This window comes from Sutcliffiella cohnii, from assembly GCF_002250055.1.
In the GTDB taxonomy this organism is placed as follows: domain Bacteria; phylum Bacillota; class Bacilli; order Bacillales; family Bacillaceae_I; genus Sutcliffiella; species Sutcliffiella cohnii.
Genome location: NZ_CP018866.1, coordinates 4,451,745 through 4,472,034, shown reverse-complemented (window position 1 = coordinate 4,472,034; position 20,290 = coordinate 4,451,745). Strand labels below are relative to the sequence as shown.

Sequence of the window (20,290 nt, the reverse complement as noted above, 5' to 3'; positions counted from 1 at the left end):
TAAATAAAAACATTCAAATAAACGTTTGACTATATCAAATTAGATAAGTAAACTATATAATATAACAATCAAATGAATCTTTGAATGTAGGGGTGGGGAATAAATATGACAAAAGATGTATGCGAAATTACGTGTGTAGATGAAAATAAAGTAAAGAACGTTCAACAAAAATTAGTAGAACAAAGCCCAACAGAAGTAGCGAAAATTTTTAAAGCTTTATCGGATGATACACGTATTAAAATAGCTTATGCATTATCAATAGAGGACGAACTTTGTGTATGCGATGTAGCCAATATTGTCGGTGCTACAATAGCGACAACATCTCATCACTTAAGATTGCTAAAAAATTTAGGGTTAGCAAAATACGAAAAAAAGGGAAAATTAGTTTATTATTCGTTAGATGATGATCATGTGCGGCAGTTAATTGAAGTTGCTTTTGCTCATCAAAAGGAGGTTGCCGAAAATGAGCGAGCCAGCAAGGTTAAACAATGAGAAAACGGTATACCGAGTAAATGGTTTTACTTGTGCAAATTGTGCTGGTAAATTTGAGCGAAATGTAAAGGAACTTCCGGGCGTAGAAGATGCAAAGGTGAATTTTGGAGCATCTAAAATTTCCGTATACGGAGAAGCGTCTATTGAAGAACTCGAAAAAGCAGGTGCATTTGAGAATTTAAAATTAGAACCTGAAAAGTCTAAAATACAGCAACAATCAAATAAAGAAGAAAATACTGTTGAGAAAATACCTTTCTTAAAAAAGCATAGTACGTTACTACACGCAACGTTACTTTTAGTACTTGGTTACGTATCATTCTTTGTAAACGGGGAAGAAAATGTTGTAACGATACTTTTATTTTTAGCATCAATGGTAATCGGAGGGCTACCTCTCTTTAAAGTCGGATTTCAAAATTTATTACGACTAGAGTTTGATATGAGAACACTTATGACGGTAGCTGTTATAGGTGGGGCGATTATTGGTGAGTGGGGAGAAGTTGCGGTTGTAGTCATTCTTTTTGCTTTAAGTGAGGCACTTGAACGTTTCTCAATGGACCGTGCACGTCAATCGATTCGGTCATTAATGGATATCGCCCCTAAAGAAGCACTAATTCGTCGTAATGGACATGAGATAGTTGTTTCTGTTGCCGATATAAAAGTTGGTGACATTATGATCGTGAAGCCAGGGCAAAAGATTGCAATGGACGGTGTAGTTGTCCAAGGTTACTCAGCCGTGAATCAAGCAGCGATAACAGGCGAATCCGTTCCGATGGAAAAGACAGTTGATGATGAAGTTTTTGCAGGAACGTTAAACGAAGAAGGACTATTAGAGGTGAAAATAACGAAATTAGTAGAAGATACTACTATTTCGAAAATTATCCACCTTGTTGAAGAAGCGCAGGGTGAACGTGCCCCTGCACAAGCTTTTATCGATAAATTTGCTAAATATTACACACCAGCAATTATGGTTGTGGCGGCATTAGTTGCAATTGTCCCACCAATATTTTTTAACGGTAGTTGGGAAGCATGGGTTTATCAAGGCTTAGCGGTTCTAGTGGTAGGTTGTCCGTGTGCGTTAGTTATTTCTACTCCTATTTCAATAGTATCAGCTATTGGAAATGCTGCCAAAAATGGAGTGCTCATAAAAGGTGGAATTTATTTAGAACAAATCGGTGCGTTAAATGCGGTAGCATTTGATAAAACAGGGACACTAACGAAAGGGATCCCAGTTGTAACAGACTTTACCGTATTTAATAATGTAATGAACGAGCGTGACTTGCTAGCAAACATAACGGCTCTAGAGTACCGTTCCCAACATCCTCTAGCGTCAGCCATCATTAAGAAGGCTAATGAGGAGAATATTCCTTTTCATGATGTTCATGTGAGCGATTTTACATCCATAACAGGAAAAGGCCTTAAAGGAACGATAGATGGCGTCTCTTACTATATCGGAAGTCCAACGCTCTTTCGTAACCTTTCTTCGTCTCTTTTTACTTCTGAAATAGAAGAAGCGGTACTAAATCTCCAAGGTCAAGGAAAAACAGTAATGGTAGTTGGGACGGAAAAAACAATATTAGCTGTCATAGCTGTTGCAGATGAAGTGAGAGAATCAAGTCAAGAAGTGATCCAAAAGCTGCACGGACTTGGCATTAGAAAAACAATTATGCTTACCGGTGACAATAAAGGAACAGCAAATGCAATTGGGAATCATGTTGGCGTTACCGATATTAAAGCGGAGCTATTGCCGCAAGATAAGTTAGATTATATTAAACAGTTAAGAGCAGAATATGGAAACGTTGCAATGATTGGGGACGGTATTAACGACGCTCCTGCACTAGCCGCTTCTACTGTCGGAATAGCGATGGGCGGAGCAGGTACTGATACGGCATTAGAAACAGCTGACGTAGCGTTAATGGCGGACGATTTAAGAAAGCTTCCATTTACAGTTAAATTAAGCCGAAAAGCATTAAATATTATAAAGATGAACATTGCATTTGCGATTTCAATAAAATTTATTGCGTTGTTACTAGTCATTCCTGGTTGGTTAACATTATGGATTGCGATTCTTTCAGATATGGGGGCAACCATTTTAGTGGCCTTAAATAGTATGCGACTGATGAGAGTAAAGGAATAGATAAAAGAAAAAAGACCGTTGTAACGGTCTTTTTTTAATTATTGAACTGGCCACCAATGAGTACCTTCATTTTGAAGAAGCTCATCCGCTTTTTTAGGCCCCATTGAGCCAGACTCATAGTTAGGGAAGTCATATGCTTTTGTACTTTCCCACGCTTGTGAAATTTGGTCTATAAAGCTCCATGATAAAGCAACTTCGTCCCAATGAGTAAAGTTCGTCATATCTCCTCGCATGCAATCGTAAATTAAACGCTCATACGCCTCAGGAGTGTTAATTCCATCAATACTAGAACTACTATAAGCAAGCTTAATTGGTGTAGTGGAAATGTCTTTACCTGATTTTTTAACATTAAGGTGCAACGTAATTCCTTCCTCCGGCTGTATATGGATAACGAGAAGGTTAGGTTCTACTTTTTCACCACGATTATAATATAGGTTCATCGGTATATCTTTAAACTGAACGATAATTTTCGTTGATTTTGCCGCCATTCGTTTACCAGTACGAATATAAAAAGGTACTCCAGCCCAACGGAAATTATCAATAAGAAGTTTTCCAGCTACGAATGTTTCGGTATTAGAATCAGGATCTACCGATTTTTCTTCGCGATAACCTTTCACTTCTTTTTCGTCCATCAATCCAGCGCTATATTGACCGCGAACGAAATAATCATCCACTTCATCTTGTGAGAACGGACGTAATGCCCGTAACACTTTTACTTTTTCACTACGAATTTCACGCGGATTTAACTTAATGGGTGGCTCCATCGCCAGAAGCGCAACCATTTGTAGCATATGGTTTTGCACCATATCGCGAAGGGCACCGGAGCTTTCGTAATATCTTCCGCGGTCTTCTACACCTAACGTTTCACTAGATGTAATTTGAATGTTAGATATGTATCGGTTATTCCATAACGGTTCGAATATCGCATTCGAGAAACGGATAACTTCAATGTTTTGCACCATCTCTTTACCTAAGTAATGATCAATTCGGTATATTTCTGATTCGTCAAAAGCCTCTCGTAATTCACTATTTAGTTTTTGCGCAGAAGGTAAATCACGTCCAAACGGCTTTTCAATCACTAATCGTTTCCAACCTGATGTTTCCGTTAAACCTTCAGCTTTAAGGTTAGATGCAATTGTACCGAAAAACTCAGGAGCCATCGCTAAGTAAAAGATACGATTGCCGTCCGTGTTATAATCACCATCAAGAGTCCCCATTAATTGTTTTAAAGCTTGATAGGAGGAACTGCTTGTTACATCGAACGGTTGGTAATAAAAGTGTGAACTGAACTCCTCTACCTCATTAGTAGAGCCAGCGCTTTGTACTGATTTTGTTACATTTGCACGGAAATCTTCATTACTTAAAGGTGAACGTGCAACGCCAATAACCGCAAAATTTTTCGAAATACTACCGTTTTTATACAGTCGGTAAATAGAAGGAAATAGTTTTCTTTTTGCAAGATCTCCAGTTGCTCCAAAAATAACAATAATCGATTTAGGGTTTTCTATCATACTCACAGTAAGAACCTCTCTTTTATGTAAAAAATAAAATCACTTTTATGGTGTAAACGTAACTTCTCCTAATATCTCCTACTAACACGAGAAATACCATATTATAATATAACAATATGTAAAAAGATGATATGGGAAGGTCTTAGTCGTTCAGCTTTTAAAAGAATTATATTACAATACTTTTAAAAGTGCATAATAAAATGTCTGTATATGTCGAAAATTCGTTTAAAAAGCTATTTATATAATAGTAGCAGAATTAATAACAATTGTCAGTGAATTAATACCAAGCTATATTAGTAGCCCTTAAGCTTTATTTTCACCAAAAATACAAAATATATGGTAAAGTAATAAGGGAATTTTTTTATATTAGGAGAGAAACATGAATTGTCCTGTTTGGAATAAGCTGTTGCGTGAAGAAGAGAGCAAACCTTATTATACACAACTAATGAAATTTATTGATAATGAATATAAAAAGTATACGGTTTATCCAGCTAAAGAACAAATTTTTACTAGCCTCGAAGCGACTCCTTATGAAGAGGTAAAGGTCGTTATTTTTGGACAAGACCCTTATCACGGTCAAGGACAAGCGCATGGCTTAAGTTTTTCTGTTCTGCCAGGTTCACCGATACCTCCATCGTTACGAAATATGTTCAAAGAATTAGAAGAAGATTTATCTGTTCCATATCCTAAACATGGTTATTTACTTCCGTGGGCAAAGCAAGGAGTTTTATTGCTTAATACGGTTTTAACGGTTCGAGAAGGAGAAGCCAATTCCCATAAAGGAAAAGGGTGGGAAACGCTAACCGACCAAATTATTAAAAGGTTAAATGAGCGGAAAAAGCCAATTGTCTTTATTTTATGGGGAAAACAGGCGCAACAAAAAGAAACGCTTATTACAAATGAACATCATTATATTTTGAAAAGTGTTCATCCGAGCCCTCTGTCAGCGAGAAGAGGTTTTTTTGGCAGCAAGCCATTTTCTAAAACAAATGCTTTTTTACAATCAAAAAATATAACGAAAATTCAGTGGGAGATATAGAGGTGGTGGAAGGTTGAAACAATTAAAAAACAACGTAAGAAAGATTGTGGAACATAAATATTTTACGAATATTGTTATCACTGTTATTCTTTTAAACGCGATAATGATTGGATTAGAAACGTACCCTGTTTTATATAGTGAAAACGAATCTATTTTTCAACTTTTCGAAGTTTTCTTCCTTTGGTTCTTTACGATAGAAATTGCGATGAGAATGCTATCAGAAAAGAAATTATTTCATTTCTTTAAAAGTAGCTGGAACGTTTTTGATTTTATTATAGTCGCAGGAGTTTTATTATTTAGTGGCACGTACTTCTTATCCGCAATCCGTATTTTACGTGTATTCCGAGTATTAAGAGCGATTACGGTTATTCCATCCTTGCAGCGATTAGTTACAGCATTTTTAAAGACAATCCCATCACTCGGTACGATTATGATCCTACTAGGGTTACTATTTTATATTTTTGCTGTATTAGGTGTCCTATTTTACCGAGAAATTTCACCTGAATATTTTGGGTCCTTGCATTTAGCGTTTATCACACTATTTCAAGTTATTACGCTAGAGTCGTGGGCGAGTGGTATTTTCCGGCCAATATTTGAAGCGAGCCCTCTTTCTTGGATTTATTTCATTTCGTTTATTCTTATCGGAACGTTTATCGTATTGAACTTAGTAGTAGGGGAACTTTTAAACAACATACAGGAAACGAGAGAAGAAGAGAGGAAAGAGGATAAAGTAGAGTTAACGAGAAAAGAGCTAGATAAACTCTCGAATGAAATTGCAGAATTGAAACAATTGTTATTACAAAAAGATGTGAAAAAGTGAGGAGAAGAATTTTATCTTTTCCTCTTTTTTATGTAAAGAAAAGGTTTTAATGGTCGATATAAAAGATAGATAAATAAACAAGTTTGTGCAAACGGTTTCACTATGGAGGGGGTTCAACGGATGAGCATTAAAAAGAAGCTATTTTTACTAGCAATAACTCTTGGAATTATTGGAGTGCTTGCATCAAGCATCATTTGGGTTGCGAATACAAGAGTCGAAACAAGTACAACAAAAATGGATGAAACAGCACTATTAAATGAATCGTATTTTCAGTTGTATCAATCCTATCAAACAACGTTGTCGAATATGTATCACCTTCTGAGTACAGGGTACTCCATTAAACATATTGAAACAGTAGAAGGAAACATCCAGGCAAGCGAGCAATACTTTCAAGAATTTGAAAATTATTTTCTTCAATACGAGGAGCTAGCACATTGGCAACAATATTTTTCCTTATCAATAAAAACGATAGATGACCAATTTTCACTCATTCGTGATGTGAATAATGGAGCGAACATCGACCGTTACCGTGTACCTGTTTCTGAACAATTAGCAAGCGCAAGAACGCAATTAGAAAGAGCCAATACGGAAATAATGAATTTCCTTCAAACTAATAATGAACTAGAGCGAACTATGCTTGTACAAACGCTTCAAACGAGTAACTCATTAATTTTTGCGGTTATGGTTGTTATCGTGTTATTACCAATGATAGCGCTTTTATCGTTTGGCCGTTCCTTAACGAAAGGGATAAATCAATTAATGAAGAGAGTAAAAGCGTATCAGGAAGGTAATTTTGAGCTGGAATTGTTGTCCAAGGATAAAAGAGGAGACGAATTTGGACAAGTGGAAATTTCATTAACAGAAATGGGCCAGAAAATAGATTTACTATTAACAGGAAGTAAGCAAGCAAATGAAAAGCTACAGCAAGTAATGGTCGATTTAATAGACGCGTCCGAACGTAATATCGGACTATCATCAACAATTAAAGACCAATCAACGGGGGCAACGGAAAAAGTAGCTGCTCAATATGAAGGAACGTCGGCTATTTCTGCCGTTACAGAGGAAGCTTCTGCTAGTACAGAAGAAATTTATAGCATCGTCGATGAAATGAAAAACAACCTAAAAGAAATGAACACGATGTCCGAAAAAGGTTCGGGAGCATTAAATGAAGTTGCACAACAAATGCAGAAATTTACGGATGATACAGAAAAATTAGTACAACAGTTCGAACTCATTACAGATAGTATTGAAGCGGCCCAAACGTTTTTAGCTAATATTAATGAGATTACGAATCAAACCAACTTGTTAGCATTAAATGCATCGATTGAGGCAGCAAGAGCAGGTGAAGCGGGGAAAGGTTTTGCTGTTGTTGCAACGGAAATCCGTAAACTATCGAAACAAACAGATGAATTTGCAAATGAAATTAAACAAATTATCGGCACTGTAGAAGGGAACGCTAAAGAAATATCAACGGAGTTTCTACAATTCAAAGGGCAATTACAGCATACTAATGAACAGAATAAACGATCGTCCTCTATTTTTAATCAAATTGCAGTAAGCAGTGGTAACCTACTGGAACAAGGATCACATATTACCGTTGCGATGGAGGAAATTAGTTTAGGAGTGACCGACATCGTTCATTCGGTTAATGACCTTGTCACTTCATCTGCAGATGCAACAAAACAAATGGAACAAGTAGTTGCAACGACAGACAAACAAGTAAACATATCTTATCAAATAAAGAAAACATCAGATCTATTACAAGAAACATCAAACCAACTAGAACAAAATATGAGAAGTATTAAATAAAGTTGGGCTAGTTAAATTTAAAGGAAGTGGGGAAGCGCGTAGATTTCTCCACTTTTTTGTATTTGTTTTGGAGTGGTTTGGATATTTGCCTTTTACAAAGATCCATTGAAAAATAGAGCCCCATTTTTTGTGCCACCGAGATTAGTTTTTGAGCCAACTGCTCCGCGAATTGTGCCATGGGAATCCATTTATGAGCCAATCGCTCTGCGTTTTGTGCCACGGGAATCAATTTATGAGCCACCAGTAACTAAATAGTAATAATCCGAAGCACTTTCCAAAAGAACTTCCCTACAAATCGTGCTACAATAGGCAAAGGGGAGGTTTGTCGAACGATGACAAATGAAAAAAGAATAAACTGCTTACACTGTAAACATTATTACGTCACTTGGGATAGGAAATACCCAAAAGGCTGCCGCGCATTCGGTTTCAAAACGAGCACAATGCCCTCACTTACAGTATTCCGATCATCAGGTAGTCCATGTATGAACTATACAGATAAAAGAAAAAATGGATAAAGTGAAACTTCAATCAATGGTACACTGATTGTTAGTTGAACCAATCGGGGTGTTAGCTCTTTTTGGCACCGACCACCCTATCTAAGAGCATCTTTTAATAAAGGAGATCAACTATGCAAAAGAAAAAAATATGGCCATGGGTTATCGGCCTTTCCATCGCAATAAACGCACTAGTCGTCATTTTATTTTTCTTACCCGAACAAGAACAATTTGCTAACAGAGACTTAACCGTATTACCAATGATGAACGCAATTTTCAATAGCTTTACCTTTCTATTTTTAATTGGTGCACTCGTTGCGATAAAGAATAAAAATATTACGATTCATCGTCGTTTCATTTACGCAGCATTTACGACTACAGCATTATTTTTAGTAACGTACGTAACGTACCATGCCTTAACAGAATCAACACCTTTTGGTGGAGAAGGAATAATCCGATCTATTTATTTCTTTATCCTTCTTACACATATAGTACTTGCAGCTATCATCGTCCCTCTCGCACTGTTTTCCTTTGCATACGGAATTACGATGCAAAAAGAAAAACACCGTAAAATTTCGAGATGGACAATGCCGATATGGTTATATGTTAGTTTAACTGGTGTTCTCGTTTACTTAATGATTTCGCCATATTATTAAATAAGGAGTAAGAAGCATGACTATTTCATTAACGAAAGTATTGGAACAAGTAGAGCTCGAAGTAAATCGAGCAAAACAAACAACAAAAATAAGTGAACAGCGAGAGAGACTTGCTGCGATTAAATCACTATGTGAGCTGGCTTTAGCTGATGAAAGAAAAAGTGAAGTAGAACGTCAACCTTTTGCAACAACTACACCTAAGGCACCAACATTTGCTACCAATGTAGTTGGGCAACCACCTCAAACGATTCAAACAAAACCAATGGCAGAATCAGATGCGAATGGTGACTCGATATTTGATTTTTAATCTCTTCCTAAACTACCGCATGTTACCATCATATTTTTTATGAGTAGTGCAACAATATAAACACCCAACAAGCATGGGAGGTGTTTACTTTGCAAGGAACTGGCAATACAACGTTTGTTGGTTTAGGGTTATTTAATCAAAACGAGAATTTTACAAAGATTTCACATGATCGCTATGAAGTATATGTGAATGGTGATTATGTTGGACAAAAGCCATTATTAACATCGTCTGAAGATATTACAAGTGTGAACGATTTTCTCCATTCTCACGGTTACAAAAACTTTGTAGCACATTTAGACGGTGATCATTACAATATTGAATCCAATTATAGAGATGATGAGCTTAAACAAGCGTTAAAAATATATCTTCATACTAGATAAACAAAACGCCCTCGGTCCATAGTAGCCATGAACCATAGGGCGTTTTATTTTATTCAGTAGTTGTATTTAAAGAGCAGGAGTTAAGCTTGTATGCTTCTTCTAATGTAGTTCGCTGAAAACGAATTTTCCCGCCTGGAGGAAGCTGGGCAAGTTTTCGAATGTCAGCTTTTATGATAGTCCCGATACGAGGATATCCACCAGTCGTTTGCCGATCAGCAAGAAGTACGAGTGGTAGCCCATTACGAGGAACTTGAATACCACCAAATGGTATAGCATCAGATGAAATATCTCCACTTCCAACTACTTCGAGTGGTTGCCCATCTAATCGTGCTCCCATTCGATCCGTTTGTTTAACTGTATACGTAGTAGAAAAGAAACGTTGAAGGCTATCGTTTGTAAAGTGTTTTTCATGTGGACCGGGAATTACCCGTACAGTTTGTTCTTTCGGAAAAGACGGAATCATTTTTTGGGAAAGAAACCTGTTCCTATAAGTAGAAAGCTTCTGTCCGTACAGCGTATCTCCATCATGAATGGCTGTACCGATGTTAGCCTTATTGTAGTAAGATTTACTACCGAGCACTTCCACAACAGAAAAACCACCACGAACGGCTAAATAAGCGTAAATACCTTCACTTGTGCCTGGAAAAGAAAGAACATCTCCTTTTTGCACCTTTATCGATTTCCACATTGGGAAGGCAACGCCATTAAGTCTAGGGTTTATATTTGCTCCACATACAGCTATCATTGCTTCGTCTGCAAGCAATTGTAATGTTGGTCCTATTAACCCCATTTCCATACATGCCTCGTTTCGATCATTGCCGACGAGCCTATTAGCCTGTTCAAAAGAATATGAATCCATCACACCGGAAACTACTACACCTTTTGCCTGATAGCCAAGTCGTCCACTATCTTGAAAGCTAGTGAGTAGCCCTTTTTTCTTTACGATAAAGAGGGGATAAGTCATTGTTTCCACCTCGCTACAGACTGTACAGAAAACCCTTCTTCTTTTAGCATGGAATAGATCTGTTTTCCTAGCAGTAATGCATCTTTATTATCACCGTGTAAGCAAATCGTATCAGCTTTAATACTAATTTCTTTTCCTTCTAAAGTTGTAACCTTTCCGTGACTAATCATCTGACGTACTTGACTTAACACTTTTTCGCTATCATGAATAACTGCCCCGTCCAATGATCTTGGAGATAATGCCCCGCTCGCAACGTACGTGCGGTCGGCAAATACTTCAGATGCTGTTTGTAATCCTGCTTCTTTTCCAGCTTGAATTAATAAACTTCCACTTAAACCATACAATATTAACGAATCATCAAAATGTTTAATAGCATCGGCAATTGCCCCGGCAATTTTTTTATTTTCCGCAGCAACGTTATAAAGTGCCCCGTGTGGTTTTACGTGATGTAACGGTACATCGTATGCCCGGCAAAATGCATGCAGTGCTCCAAGTTGATATAAGACGAGTTGGTACGCTTCCTTCGATGTAACAGGTAAGTTTCTTCGTCCGAAGTGTGACAAATCTTGAAAACCGGGATGAGCACCGATACTCACCCCATTTTCTTTTGCAAGTCTTACTGTCCGCTCCATCACAGCTGGATCTCCAGCGTGAAATCCACATGCAATGTTAATAGAAGAAACGTACGGTATTATTTTTTCATCATTTCCTATTTTGTATGGACCGAAGCTCTCTCCTAGGTCGCAATTTAAATCAATCGTTTTCATGCGAAATAATCTCCTTTCGCCAATTCCTATTTTCATTTACTTTCTTCACCCAGGAACTCCATTCTGTTTCTGTAATAGAAATGAATTGAACGGTGTCTCCCTCCTGAAAAAGAAACGGCTCTTTACTTTCCGGTTGAAACAGGGGAAGTGGGGTTTTTCCGATAATGTTCCAACCTCCAGGAGAGTTTATCGGATAAATTCCTGTTTGCTCTCCACCAATCCCAACAGAGCCAGCATCGACTAGTAGACGGGGGTCTTGCCGTCTTGGAGTATGTAAGTAGTTTGATAGGCCGGTTAAATATGGGAAGCCAGGTAAAAATCCTAACATCGCTACTCGGTAGAAAGGTTGTGTATGCTCCTCGATGATCGTACTTACCTTTTTTTGATGGTAATCAGCTACTTCTTTTAAATCAGGTCCATCGTATAAAACCGGTACGATAACTTTTCGCAAAAGGCCAGTAGCTTTTTCAATGTCGATATTTTGTAATAGCTTTGTTAGTATTTCCTCTAAACGATAATAGTTAGTTTGTGGATATTGATAGTAAACAGTGATAGTAGTGAGTCCTGGGGTAATATCCGTTACTCCGTAAATATCTTTTTGACGTAGTAATGGTAGGATAGAAGGAATATACGCAGAGCTACTTTTAGGAAATTCAATTCTAATTGCTTGGTCGCCAATCGGTTGGTAATTGATTTTCATGCTCTTCCACCCTCATTTCATTAGGAAATTTACTTTTCTCTTATTATAATATAGAGATAAGGAGGCATGTACAAAATGAGTTTATTTATTATACTTGCAGCAGTTAATGCATTTTTAGCAGTAGCATTAGGAGCGTTCGGTGCTCACGGATTAGAAGGGAAAATTTCAAACGATATGTTAGAAGTGTGGAAAACAGGTGTAACCTACCAAATGTTTCACGCTGGAGGACTTTTCGTCATTGCGTTTTTAATAGACAGATGGGGCCAAACATCGTTACTAAACGCCGCTGGTTGGTCAATGTTTATTGGAATCATTCTATTCTCAGGGAGCCTTTACGTACTAAGCACCTCTGGAATAAAAATTCTAGGAGCAATCACCCCACTAGGCGGAGTAGCCTTTTTAATTGCCTGGACACTAATTATCATCTCAGCACTTAAAGCATAACAACACAAATTAGATTGCTTACAGAGTAGACATATAAAAGTAGCGAAGTGAAACAGGGCAGTTTTTACATAACTCTATGGTTTAAAGGTGACTGCCATGTAAAAGGGAAGTTTGCACCATGAAATATGAAAATAGAGTGAAGGCTTATCCAGTATAGAACCGTGAGTGACTCGGAGCGGAGAGAACTTGACTCCGGCGGGAAGAAGAGGGAAGGTCGAGACCCCACAGGCGCAGCCGAGGAGGCTCGACTCCACGAAAAGCGTAGGCGCATCGGTCTGGCCCGTACAAACTGGAGCAGTCCGGTAGGAGATAAAGGAAACACGACGAAACGTTAGTTGAGTCGATGTTGACTTATCGTACGGACGGACTGGGAAGTTTGATAGGGCCAATGCGCTGGAGCTAGACATCTCCCCGCGGAAAGCAAGTTCTCGTAGCGAAGAGGAACGGATAACTTTTTACCTCAACCTTTATTTAAGGTAGACAATTAAAAAAAAGAGACTGCCACAAAAGTGACAGTCTCTTTTCACACAATAAGTATTCTAATTACCTTGAGGGATAAGCAGACAGCCCAGGAGCAGCACCAAACGGATAATCGTATTCAATTTCTTCATCAAATGTTACATAATCTAAGTATACCATCAACAATAAATAACGTTTACCAGTCTGTGGATCACTTAAAATCAGATGATCACGCCCGGCAGCCTCAATAATCCCTTTGAAAATTTTCGCATTCCACTCTCTATTATTTTCAAAAGTCATATAAACAGTAGCAAGCTTCCCTCTGTTTAAACGTAAAATATTTTCAACATAAGATTGCTCTAACGGTAACATGCCCGGTACGTCTTGCGGAGCTGCTTGAAAAGAAGGCATTTTATAACCAGTTTGTTGCCCAGCTACTTGCCCCGGCGAAAATCCAGCAGCCATACCCGGTTGTCCCCCATAATATTGGGCATAAGGATTCGAGCTATATCCCATTTGAGGATATCCCCCACTTGGAAATTGACCTTTCATGAAACAAAACCTCCTCTTAATTTCTGCTTTCTCTCTATAGTTGTAAAGCTTATAAGCTAGAGAAAGAAATTGATTTGGCATAAAAACACAATACGTTAAAAAGGACGGTAAGAGACATTCATACAATAATGAATTTACACTACTTGATTGTATGAAGAAGGTAGAAAATATATGCTTTCTAATTTTGTAAAAAGATAGAAGAGAATCGAGGAACCTATTTCTATTAAGAAGTGTAAAGAAAAACAGAGGGAGCTATTTAGTAGTATGTTAAAAAATATTTTGCCCAGAAAAAAACGCTAGGTATCACGTACCTAGCGAAATTGATGTTTAAATAGAAAAAAGTGTATTTACTTTATCTTCTTCTAAAATATTTCCAACAAAGAAAGTTCCGAAGTCGCCATAACGAGCACTTACTTCGTCAAAGCGCATTTCGTATACTAACTTTTTAAATTGAAGAGCATCATCGGAAAATAATGTTACTCCCCACTCGTAGTCATCAAAACCGACAGAACCAGTAATAACTTGCTTTACTTTCCCAGCATATGAACGACCAATCATCCCGTGGCTACGCATTAAGCTTCGGCGCTCTTCCATTGGCAGCATGTACCAGTTATCGTTGCCGTCACGTTTTTTATCCATTGGATAGAAACAAACGTGTTTTGCTTTCGGTAACTCTGGATATAATCTCGCTAAAATTTGTGGGTTTTCGTACGGATTTTCCCCAGCAGGTAAGTAGTTACTCAATTCTACGATAGATACATAGGAATACGTAGGAACCGTATATTGTGCTAGAAGTGATTTATTAAACTCATTTTCGATTTCATTTAATTCTTCTAGAGTTGGGCGTAAAATCATCATCATAAAATCAGCTTTTTGACCAACGATGGAATAAAGCGCATGACTACCATTTTTCGCTTTTTCAACAGTATTCCATTTTTCTACTAAACCTAAAAACTCATTGATCGCTGCTTGACGTTCTTCATTTGATAATGTTTTCCAAACTCCCCAATCGATAGTACGGAAATCGTGTAGACAATACCAACCATCAAGCGTTTGTGCTGCTTCACTCATGTAAATCTCTCCTTTTAAAAATTCATATTATTAAAAAAGGACAAGCCTTTATGTATATATCCTTACTATATCACAGTTTGCCCTTACTACCTCTTTATAAAACCTTAAAAATGTGTGACGTATTTATGAATACGAAACGGTATCCTAGAGAAAATAGAAGAGGAAAGGTTATAGAAATTGTTTGTTTTTTTAAAAAATAAAGAATTTAATTTGGAAGCGTTGTCAGCAAGGGTAAGTAGTTGCTTTTCCTTTTCGTTGCAGTATCCTTAAGGGTAGATTAGATTAAAACATTATCAAGGAGTGACTTTTGTGAGCGATTTATTTGCAGCTTTAAAGGATAAATTAGCTGGTAAAAGCATTAGTATCGTATTTCCAGAAGGAAACGATGAGCGTGTATTATCAGCAGCAGTACGTTTAGGGGAAGAAAAAATTGTGAAGCCGATTGTTATCGGTTCTGAAACGGAAGTAAAAGGATTAGCGGATCAATTAGGTCTTTCTTTAGAGGCGATCGATTTATATGACCCAGCTACATACGGTGAAATGGATGAGTTAGTAACTGCGTTTGTTGAGCGTCGAAAAGGAAAAGCAACAGAAGAAGATGCTAGAAAAATTCTACAAACTCCAAACTACTTCGGTACTATGCTTGTGCATGTAAACAAAGCACACGGTTTAGTAAGTGGGGCAGCACATTCAACGGCAGATACAGTTAGACCTGCTCTTCAAATTATAAAAACGAAGGAAGGCGTAAGTAAAACTTCTGGTGTATTCATTATGGTTCGTGGCGATGAGAAATATGTGTTCGCAGACTGTGCGATTAACATTGCACCAGATAGTAAAGATCTAGCTGAAATCGCAATCGAAAGTGCAGCAACTGCTCAAATGTTCGGCATTGAACCACGTGTTGCGATGCTTAGCTTTTCAACAAAAGGTTCTGCAAAATCTTCAGAAACAGAACGCGTAGTGGAAGCAGTCCAAATTGCAAAAGACCGTGAGCCGAACTTAACGCTAGACGGAGAATTCCAATTTGACGCAGCATTTGTTCCATCTGTAGCAGAGAAAAAAGCTCCAGGTTCTGAAATTAAAGGCGATGCGAATATTTTTGTATTCCCAAGTTTAGAAGCTGGTAACATTGGATACAAAATTGCACAACGTTTAGGTAATTTTGAAGCGGTAGGTCCAATCCTTCAAGGTTTAAACAAACCAGTAAACGATCTTTCTCGTGGTTGTAGTACAGAAGATGTTTATAAATTAGCGTTAATTACAGCTGGTCAAGCTGTACAATAACATGACAAAATACCATTGTTCTGAAAAAGGGCGATGGTATTTTTTCTTTTATTCATTTTCGTGTAAACTTATAGGAAGGAAAACTAAATTGCAGGAGCATGAACAAATGGATAATAACGAATTAAATATACTGAAACAACCGTCTTGGAGGATTATTGACCAATCTTCATTAGGTCCAACATTTCAAGCGTTACAATCTTTTGCGATGGACGATACGTTATGTACGTCTGTTGGAAAAGGAATTTCTGGAGCTGTATGCCGGACTTGGGTTCATCAAAATACAGTTGTGTTAGGTGTTCAAGATACTAGATTACCTTATTTACAAGATGGGATTTCATATTTGAACTCTTTAGGATATGAAGTGATAGTACGTAATTCAGGCGGTTTAGCAGTCGTACTAGACGAAGATGTATTGAATATTTCACTTATTTTCCCTGAAGCCGAAAAAGGAATTGATATAAGTAGAGGCTATGATGCGATGTGGGAATTAATTAAGTATATGTTCCGTGATTTTCCTGCTAGGATTGAGGCGAAAGAAATAGTAGGCTCTTATTGCCCGGGAAGCTATGATTTAAGTATCGATCATAAAAAGTTTGCTGGAATTTCGCAGCGCAGAATAAAAAATGGTGTTGCCGTGCAAATATATTTAAGCGTCCGAGAACAAAAAGAGAACCGCGCTGATATGATACGGCAGTTTTACGAAAAAGCATCTCGCCATGAACAAGGGTTAAAATTCGACGTGCCCAACATTAAACCAGAAGTAATGGCATCGCTATCCGATTTACTGCAAACACCATTAACCGTTCAAGACACAATGTTACGACTTCTTCACGCATTAAACTACCTTGGAGACCGATTAATTTCAAGCCAACTAGATGGGGAAGAAATAACACTGTATCAACAATACTTTAATCGCGTTCTAGAACGGAACAACAAGCTCTTAGAACACGTTCGATAAAGGATCAGGAGATGAACAGCCTGAGGGTGATGGTGCGTCAAAATAACGCAGAAGTGCGTCAATAAATTTTGCAGGAGTGTCAAAAAACCGCGGAAGTGCTTCAATAAATTTTGCAGGTGCGTCAAAAAACCGTGGAAGTGCGTCAATAAATTTTCCAAGTGCGTCAAAAAACCGCGGAAGTGCGTCAATAAATTTTCCAAGTGCGTCAAAAAACCGTGGAAGTGCGTCAATAATTTTGCAGGTGCGCCAAAAAATCAAGGAAGTGCGTCAATTAAATTTTCAAACGCATCTAAAAATTACAGGAAACACGTAAATAAACTCCGACTGCTGAAAAAAAATACGACGACACACATATTTCTTGCCACCCAATCTATAATTTTCAAAAGAAAAAACATCCAAACAATGAATGAAACCAATTGTTTGGATGTTTTTTATATTATTATTCCGCTAGTTTCTCTAAATTACCGTTTCGGTCCATCATAAACTTTGACGGCACTCTTTCATCCTCATCAAATAATACGAGCTTGCGTGCGCGGTTCATGATTTTCATTAAAGTTTCGTAATCTTCTTGAACAGTATCCTGTTCTTCCCTTAACTTTTGAATACGTTTTTCTAGCTCCGCATTCTTTCTTGCAAATTCTTCATTTTCTTTTGCTAGTCTTTCATTTTCACGCTCTAACGCCGATTGACGTACGTTTGAATGTTTTATTGATTGTAAGAAAGCAATCACATCCTCAACCGTCATACTATTACTTCTCGGTTTAGAAGAAGTCATAGTAGGAACAGTTTCCTGCGCCATTTCGGCCATCGGGCTAGGGCTAGTATTTTGCTCTAGCACAAAAGGAATATCTTCTAAAGTTGGCTCAGGTGGTGTATATAATAACTTTTTAGTAGGTTGTCCTAGCGCGCGTTGTCTTTGTTTACGCTGCTTTTTTGCTAATTGTAACGCCTTTTCGTAATTATGACGTACAACCGCATTCCATCGGAAGCCACATGCTGCAGAAGTACGGTTTAATTTATCACCGACTTCCTCAAACGCATTCAATTGCGTGCTTCCTTCACGAACATGTCTTAATACTGTTTCGGCTAATAGTAAGTCATCCTCTTCAGACCATGCATCTTGACGTTCTTTCATGTATTGACCACACCTTTCTATATATCTTGTTTTTCATGTTTTGAAAGAATAAAACATCCCTACGATTATTGTGGTCAACTGGAAAAATATTTATACATATTAGTAGAAAAATTAATAGATTCATGCAATTTAGCTAAGGAAACAATGTAAATAAACAGGAATTTACCAACTTCAACTCTCTTGCATTGTCTTGCAAATACATGTACAATACCTCTTAGTGAAAAAGAGACGTGGTTCCTTTACGTCTTTTATATCGTGGAAGAAGGGATTGTAATAGACCATGGCGAATGAATTTCGGATCTGTGACGATTGCCAGGCTACAAATATAAAAACGTTAGTGCCTAAATTAAAAAAAGTAGACGCCGAAGCAGCAATTGACATCGGCTGTCAATCATATTGTGGACCGGGTAGAAAGAAATCCTTTGCTTTTGTTAATAACCGTCCTCTATCAGCACCAACAGAAGACGAACTAATCGAAAAAATAGAAAAAAAATTAAACAAATAAAATCGCCTTTGACATTCCCTAAGGTGATTTTTTTCTTTCTATATATCAATTTATCGAACTAAAACTTCACATCATAGAGAATGAAGATGGTGGCTTTCTTTTGAACAGTTAAATGTTTTACCTTTCAAATTCAAAAGCCGTGAGTGGAACGGAGCGGAAGACACTTGACTCCAGCGGGAGATAGAGGGAAGGTCGAGACCCCACAGGCGCAGCCGAGGAGGCTCGACTCCCTCCCCGCGGAAAGCAAGTGTCTGTAGTGAAGTGAAACGGACTACCATCCTATTTTCAAAGTAGACGAAAAAATAATAAAAAACTAGATTCAATAGAATGTGTAGAAAAAGGCAAAAATACGTAAAATAAAATAGAAAAATGGTCATTTCTTGAAAAATTCGAGCATTTCATCTTAAAAATAAAAGCATTATAATAGATTTATTCCCGCAGATAGAACGGAAAATAATAGCGATTCATAGACGAGTTGCTTGTAAAGAGGTAAAGCGGATGAGCTATGCAACTGAAAAACTAAATGAAGAAAAAGTATTTAAAGACCCTGTACATCGTTATGTACACGTTCGTGACCGTGTTATTTGGGACTTAATCGGGACGAAAGAGTTTCAACGCCTACGCCGAATTCGTCAATTAGGAACAACGTATTTAACGTTCCATGGCGCAGAGCATAGTCGGCTAAACCACTCTCTAGGTGTGTATGAAATTGTTCGCCGAATTATTGACGATGGGTTTGAAGGTAGACCAGAGTGGGATTCGAATGAACGTTTATTGTGCCTTTGTGCAGCATTGCTTCACGACTTAGGACACGGTCCTTTTTCTCATTCGTTCGAAAAAGTGTTTCATCTGGATCATGAAGATTTTACAAGAGCCATTATTCTTGGTGACACAGAAGTGAATGCAGTACTTCGAAACGTAAAGGAAGAATTTCCGAAACATGTTGCAGAAGTAATTGCGAAAACGTACAAAAACAAAATGGTAGTTAGTTTAATTTCTAGCCAAATTGATGCCGACAGAATGGATTACCTCCAACGTGATGCGTATTTTACAGGAGTAAGCTACGGTCATTTCGATATGGAAAGAATTTTACGTGTTATGCGTCCTCGAGAGGATCAAGTAGTAATTAAATCAAGTGGAATGCATGCAGTAGAAGATTATATTATGAGCCGCTACCAAATGTATTGGCAAGTATATTTTCATCCTGTAACACGTAGTGCAGAAGTGATTTTAACAAAAATATTACATCGCGCTAAACAGCTACATGAAGAATTCTACAATTTTAAACATCAACCGATACACTTCTATTCTATATTTGAAGATGAATTAACACTTCAAGACTACTTAAAGCTCGATGAATCCATTATCCATTATTACTTCCAAGCGTGGGAAGAAGAGGATGATCCGATTTTGAGTGACCTATGTCGACGTTTTATGAACAGAAACTTATTTAAATATGTCGAATTTAATCCAACTACACAAATGAAAGATTTAATGGAATTAAACAACCTCTTTAAAAAAGCTGGGTTAGATCCTGAATACTACTTAGTAGTAGATTCTTCATCTGATTTACCGTACGATTTTTATCGTCCTGGAGAGGAAGAAGAACGTTTACCAATTCATCTATTAATGCCAACAGGTGAGGTGCGTGAACTATCCCGAGAATCTGAAATTGTAGATGCTATCTCAGGAAAAAGAAGAACGGATCATAAATTATATTTTCCATTAGATTTACTACAAGATGTATCAACGAAAAAAACGATAAAGAGAAAAATATTAGAGATTTTAGGAATATAGGCAACGTCTAAG

20 protein-coding genes are annotated in these 20,290 nt (G+C 37.6%); 13 read left to right on the top strand and 7 right to left on the bottom strand.

Features of this window, described 5'->3' with window-relative positions; translation table 11 throughout:
* The first annotated feature begins 105 nt into the window (after positions 1-105).
* Together BC6307_RS22395 and BC6307_RS22390 are read left to right on the top strand one after the other, a co-directional pair.
* Positions 106-492, top strand: a complete 387-nt coding sequence (locus tag BC6307_RS22395; protein ID WP_066416057.1) for an ArsR/SmtB family transcription factor — start codon at positions 106-108, stop codon at positions 490-492.
* On the top strand, positions 464-2,626 hold the full coding sequence (locus BC6307_RS22390) for a heavy metal translocating P-type ATPase (protein ID WP_066416060.1): 2,163 nt from the start codon (positions 464-466) through the stop codon (positions 2,624-2,626). The genes BC6307_RS22395 and BC6307_RS22390 overlap by 29 nt, the downstream gene beginning before the upstream one ends.
* Before the next feature lie 38 nt (positions 2,627-2,664).
* Here the strand turns inward: BC6307_RS22390 and zwf are convergent, their stop codons facing one another.
* Entirely contained in the window at positions 2,665-4,137 is a 1,473-nt protein-coding gene (zwf, locus tag BC6307_RS22385; protein ID WP_066416087.1) for a glucose-6-phosphate dehydrogenase, read from the bottom strand.
* A 379-nt stretch (positions 4,138-4,516) separates the two neighbouring features.
* Here zwf and BC6307_RS22380 point away from each other — a divergent pair, with 379 nt between their 5' ends.
* From BC6307_RS22380 to BC6307_RS22345, 6 genes are all read left to right on the top strand, one after another.
* Positions 4,517-5,176: a uracil-DNA glycosylase gene (locus BC6307_RS22380; protein WP_066416063.1), complete on the top strand. Its 660-nt coding sequence runs from the start codon at positions 4,517-4,519 to the stop codon at positions 5,174-5,176.
* Between the two features lie 13 nt (positions 5,177-5,189).
* Positions 5,190-5,996, top strand: coding sequence for an ion transporter (locus tag BC6307_RS22375; RefSeq protein WP_066416064.1), 807 nt, complete (start codon positions 5,190-5,192; stop codon positions 5,994-5,996).
* 120 nt (positions 5,997-6,116) lie between these two features.
* Positions 6,117-7,805 carry a methyl-accepting chemotaxis protein gene (locus BC6307_RS22370; protein WP_066416066.1) on the top strand — a complete coding sequence of 563 codons (1,689 nt, stop codon included), beginning with the start codon at positions 6,117-6,119 and terminating at the stop codon, positions 7,803-7,805.
* 628 nt (positions 7,806-8,433) lie between these two features.
* A complete protein-coding gene (locus tag BC6307_RS22355; protein WP_066416070.1) occupies positions 8,434-8,955 on the top strand; it encodes a DUF420 domain-containing protein in 522 nt (173 codons plus the stop codon).
* A 16-nt stretch (positions 8,956-8,971) separates the two neighbouring features.
* Entirely contained in the window at positions 8,972-9,262 is a 291-nt protein-coding gene (locus BC6307_RS22350; RefSeq protein ID WP_066416072.1) for a YwdI family protein, read from the top strand.
* A gap of 89 nt (positions 9,263-9,351) precedes the next feature.
* Positions 9,352-9,642, top strand: coding sequence for a hypothetical protein (locus tag BC6307_RS22345; protein WP_066416075.1), 291 nt, complete (start codon positions 9,352-9,354; stop codon positions 9,640-9,642).
* Positions 9,643-9,691: 49 nt separating this feature from the next.
* Here the strand turns inward: BC6307_RS22345 and BC6307_RS22340 are convergent, their stop codons facing one another.
* The 3 genes from BC6307_RS22340 to pxpB are packed head-to-tail and all read right to left on the bottom strand — an operon-like array spanning position 9,692 to position 12,073.
* Positions 9,692-10,606, bottom strand: a complete 915-nt coding sequence (locus BC6307_RS22340; RefSeq protein WP_066416077.1) for a 5-oxoprolinase subunit C family protein — start codon at positions 10,604-10,606, stop codon at positions 9,692-9,694.
* Positions 10,603-11,373: a LamB/YcsF family protein gene (locus BC6307_RS22335; RefSeq protein WP_066416078.1), complete on the bottom strand. Its 771-nt coding sequence runs from the start codon at positions 11,371-11,373 to the stop codon at positions 10,603-10,605. Before BC6307_RS22335 ends, BC6307_RS22340 begins: the two co-directional genes overlap by 4 nt.
* Positions 11,360-12,073, bottom strand: a complete 714-nt coding sequence (gene pxpB / locus BC6307_RS22330) for a 5-oxoprolinase subunit PxpB (RefSeq protein ID WP_066416081.1) — start codon at positions 12,071-12,073, stop codon at positions 11,360-11,362. Before pxpB ends, BC6307_RS22335 begins: the two co-directional genes overlap by 14 nt.
* Positions 12,074-12,148: 75 nt before the next feature.
* Between pxpB and BC6307_RS22325 the strand changes: the two genes are divergently transcribed.
* Complete coding sequence (locus BC6307_RS22325; protein ID WP_066416083.1) at positions 12,149-12,517, top strand: DUF423 domain-containing protein; 369 nt, start codon at positions 12,149-12,151, stop codon at positions 12,515-12,517.
* A 543-nt stretch (positions 12,518-13,060) separates the two neighbouring features.
* Here BC6307_RS22325 and gerQ read toward each other — a convergent pair.
* A complete protein-coding gene (gene gerQ / locus BC6307_RS22320; RefSeq protein WP_174522399.1) occupies positions 13,061-13,528 on the bottom strand; it encodes a spore coat protein GerQ in 468 nt (155 codons plus the stop codon).
* Between the two features lie 327 nt (positions 13,529-13,855).
* Positions 13,856-14,599 carry a hydrogen peroxide-dependent heme synthase gene (gene hemQ, locus BC6307_RS22315; protein WP_066421946.1) on the bottom strand — a complete coding sequence of 248 codons (744 nt, stop codon included), beginning with the start codon at positions 14,597-14,599 and terminating at the stop codon, positions 13,856-13,858.
* A gap of 309 nt (positions 14,600-14,908) precedes the next feature.
* On the opposite strand from hemQ, the gene pta reads away from it, so the two are divergent.
* Positions 14,909-15,883 carry a phosphate acetyltransferase gene (pta, locus tag BC6307_RS22310; RefSeq protein ID WP_066421944.1) on the top strand — a complete coding sequence of 325 codons (975 nt, stop codon included), beginning with the start codon at positions 14,909-14,911 and terminating at the stop codon, positions 15,881-15,883.
* A gap of 106 nt (positions 15,884-15,989) precedes the next feature.
* Positions 15,990-16,841, top strand: coding sequence for an octanoyl-[GcvH]:protein N-octanoyltransferase (gene lipL / locus BC6307_RS22305; RefSeq protein WP_066421942.1), 852 nt, complete (start codon positions 15,990-15,992; stop codon positions 16,839-16,841).
* 439 nt (positions 16,842-17,280) lie between these two features.
* On the opposite strand, the gene BC6307_RS22295 is transcribed toward lipL, so the two are convergent.
* Positions 17,281-17,976, bottom strand: a complete 696-nt coding sequence (locus BC6307_RS22295) for an RsfA family transcriptional regulator (RefSeq protein WP_066422041.1) — start codon at positions 17,974-17,976, stop codon at positions 17,281-17,283.
* 280 nt (positions 17,977-18,256) lie between these two features.
* Between BC6307_RS22295 and BC6307_RS22290 the strand changes: the two genes are divergently transcribed.
* Together BC6307_RS22290 and BC6307_RS22285 are read left to right on the top strand one after the other, a co-directional pair.
* Entirely contained in the window at positions 18,257-18,481 is a 225-nt protein-coding gene (locus tag BC6307_RS22290) for a YuzB family protein (protein ID WP_066422044.1), read from the top strand.
* Positions 18,482-18,979: 498 nt separating this feature from the next.
* Entirely contained in the window at positions 18,980-20,278 is a 1,299-nt protein-coding gene (locus tag BC6307_RS22285; RefSeq protein ID WP_066421825.1) for an HD domain-containing protein, read from the top strand.
* Positions 20,279-20,290: the final 12 nt, after the last annotated feature.

Bases quoted from the DNA above. Each gene is read 5' to 3' on its own strand.
- BC6307_RS22395 (WP_066416057.1), top strand. From the start codon at position 106: ATGACAAAAGATGTATGCGAAATTACGTGTGTAGATGAAAATAAAGTA.
- BC6307_RS22295 (WP_066422041.1), bottom strand. From the start codon at position 17,976: ATGAAAGAACGTCAAGATGCATGGTCTGAAGAGGATGACTTACTATTA.
- BC6307_RS22390 (WP_066416060.1), top strand. From the start codon at position 464: ATGAGCGAGCCAGCAAGGTTAAACAATGAGAAAACGGTATACCGAGTA.
- BC6307_RS22380 (WP_066416063.1), top strand. From the start codon at position 4,517: ATGAATTGTCCTGTTTGGAATAAGCTGTTGCGTGAAGAAGAGAGCAAA.
- BC6307_RS22290 (WP_066422044.1), top strand. From the start codon at position 18,257: ATGGCGAATGAATTTCGGATCTGTGACGATTGCCAGGCTACAAATATA.
- BC6307_RS22340 (WP_066416077.1), bottom strand. From the start codon at position 10,606: ATGACTTATCCCCTCTTTATCGTAAAGAAAAAAGGGCTACTCACTAGC.
- BC6307_RS22285 (WP_066421825.1), top strand. From the start codon at position 18,980: ATGAGCTATGCAACTGAAAAACTAAATGAAGAAAAAGTATTTAAAGAC.
- hemQ (WP_066421946.1), bottom strand. From the start codon at position 14,599: ATGAGTGAAGCAGCACAAACGCTTGATGGTTGGTATTGTCTACACGAT.
- BC6307_RS22335 (WP_066416078.1), bottom strand. From the start codon at position 11,373: ATGAAAACGATTGATTTAAATTGCGACCTAGGAGAGAGCTTCGGTCCA.
- BC6307_RS22325 (WP_066416083.1), top strand. From the start codon at position 12,149: ATGAGTTTATTTATTATACTTGCAGCAGTTAATGCATTTTTAGCAGTA.
- pxpB (WP_066416081.1), bottom strand. From the start codon at position 12,073: ATGAAAATCAATTACCAACCGATTGGCGACCAAGCAATTAGAATTGAA.
- BC6307_RS22370 (WP_066416066.1), top strand. From the start codon at position 6,117: ATGAGCATTAAAAAGAAGCTATTTTTACTAGCAATAACTCTTGGAATT.
- zwf (WP_066416087.1), bottom strand. From the start codon at position 4,137: ATGATAGAAAACCCTAAATCGATTATTGTTATTTTTGGAGCAACTGGA.
- gerQ (WP_174522399.1), bottom strand. From the start codon at position 13,528: ATGAAAGGTCAATTTCCAAGTGGGGGATATCCTCAAATGGGATATAGC.
- BC6307_RS22350 (WP_066416072.1), top strand. From the start codon at position 8,972: ATGACTATTTCATTAACGAAAGTATTGGAACAAGTAGAGCTCGAAGTA.
- BC6307_RS22355 (WP_066416070.1), top strand. From the start codon at position 8,434: ATGCAAAAGAAAAAAATATGGCCATGGGTTATCGGCCTTTCCATCGCA.
- lipL (WP_066421942.1), top strand. From the start codon at position 15,990: ATGGATAATAACGAATTAAATATACTGAAACAACCGTCTTGGAGGATT.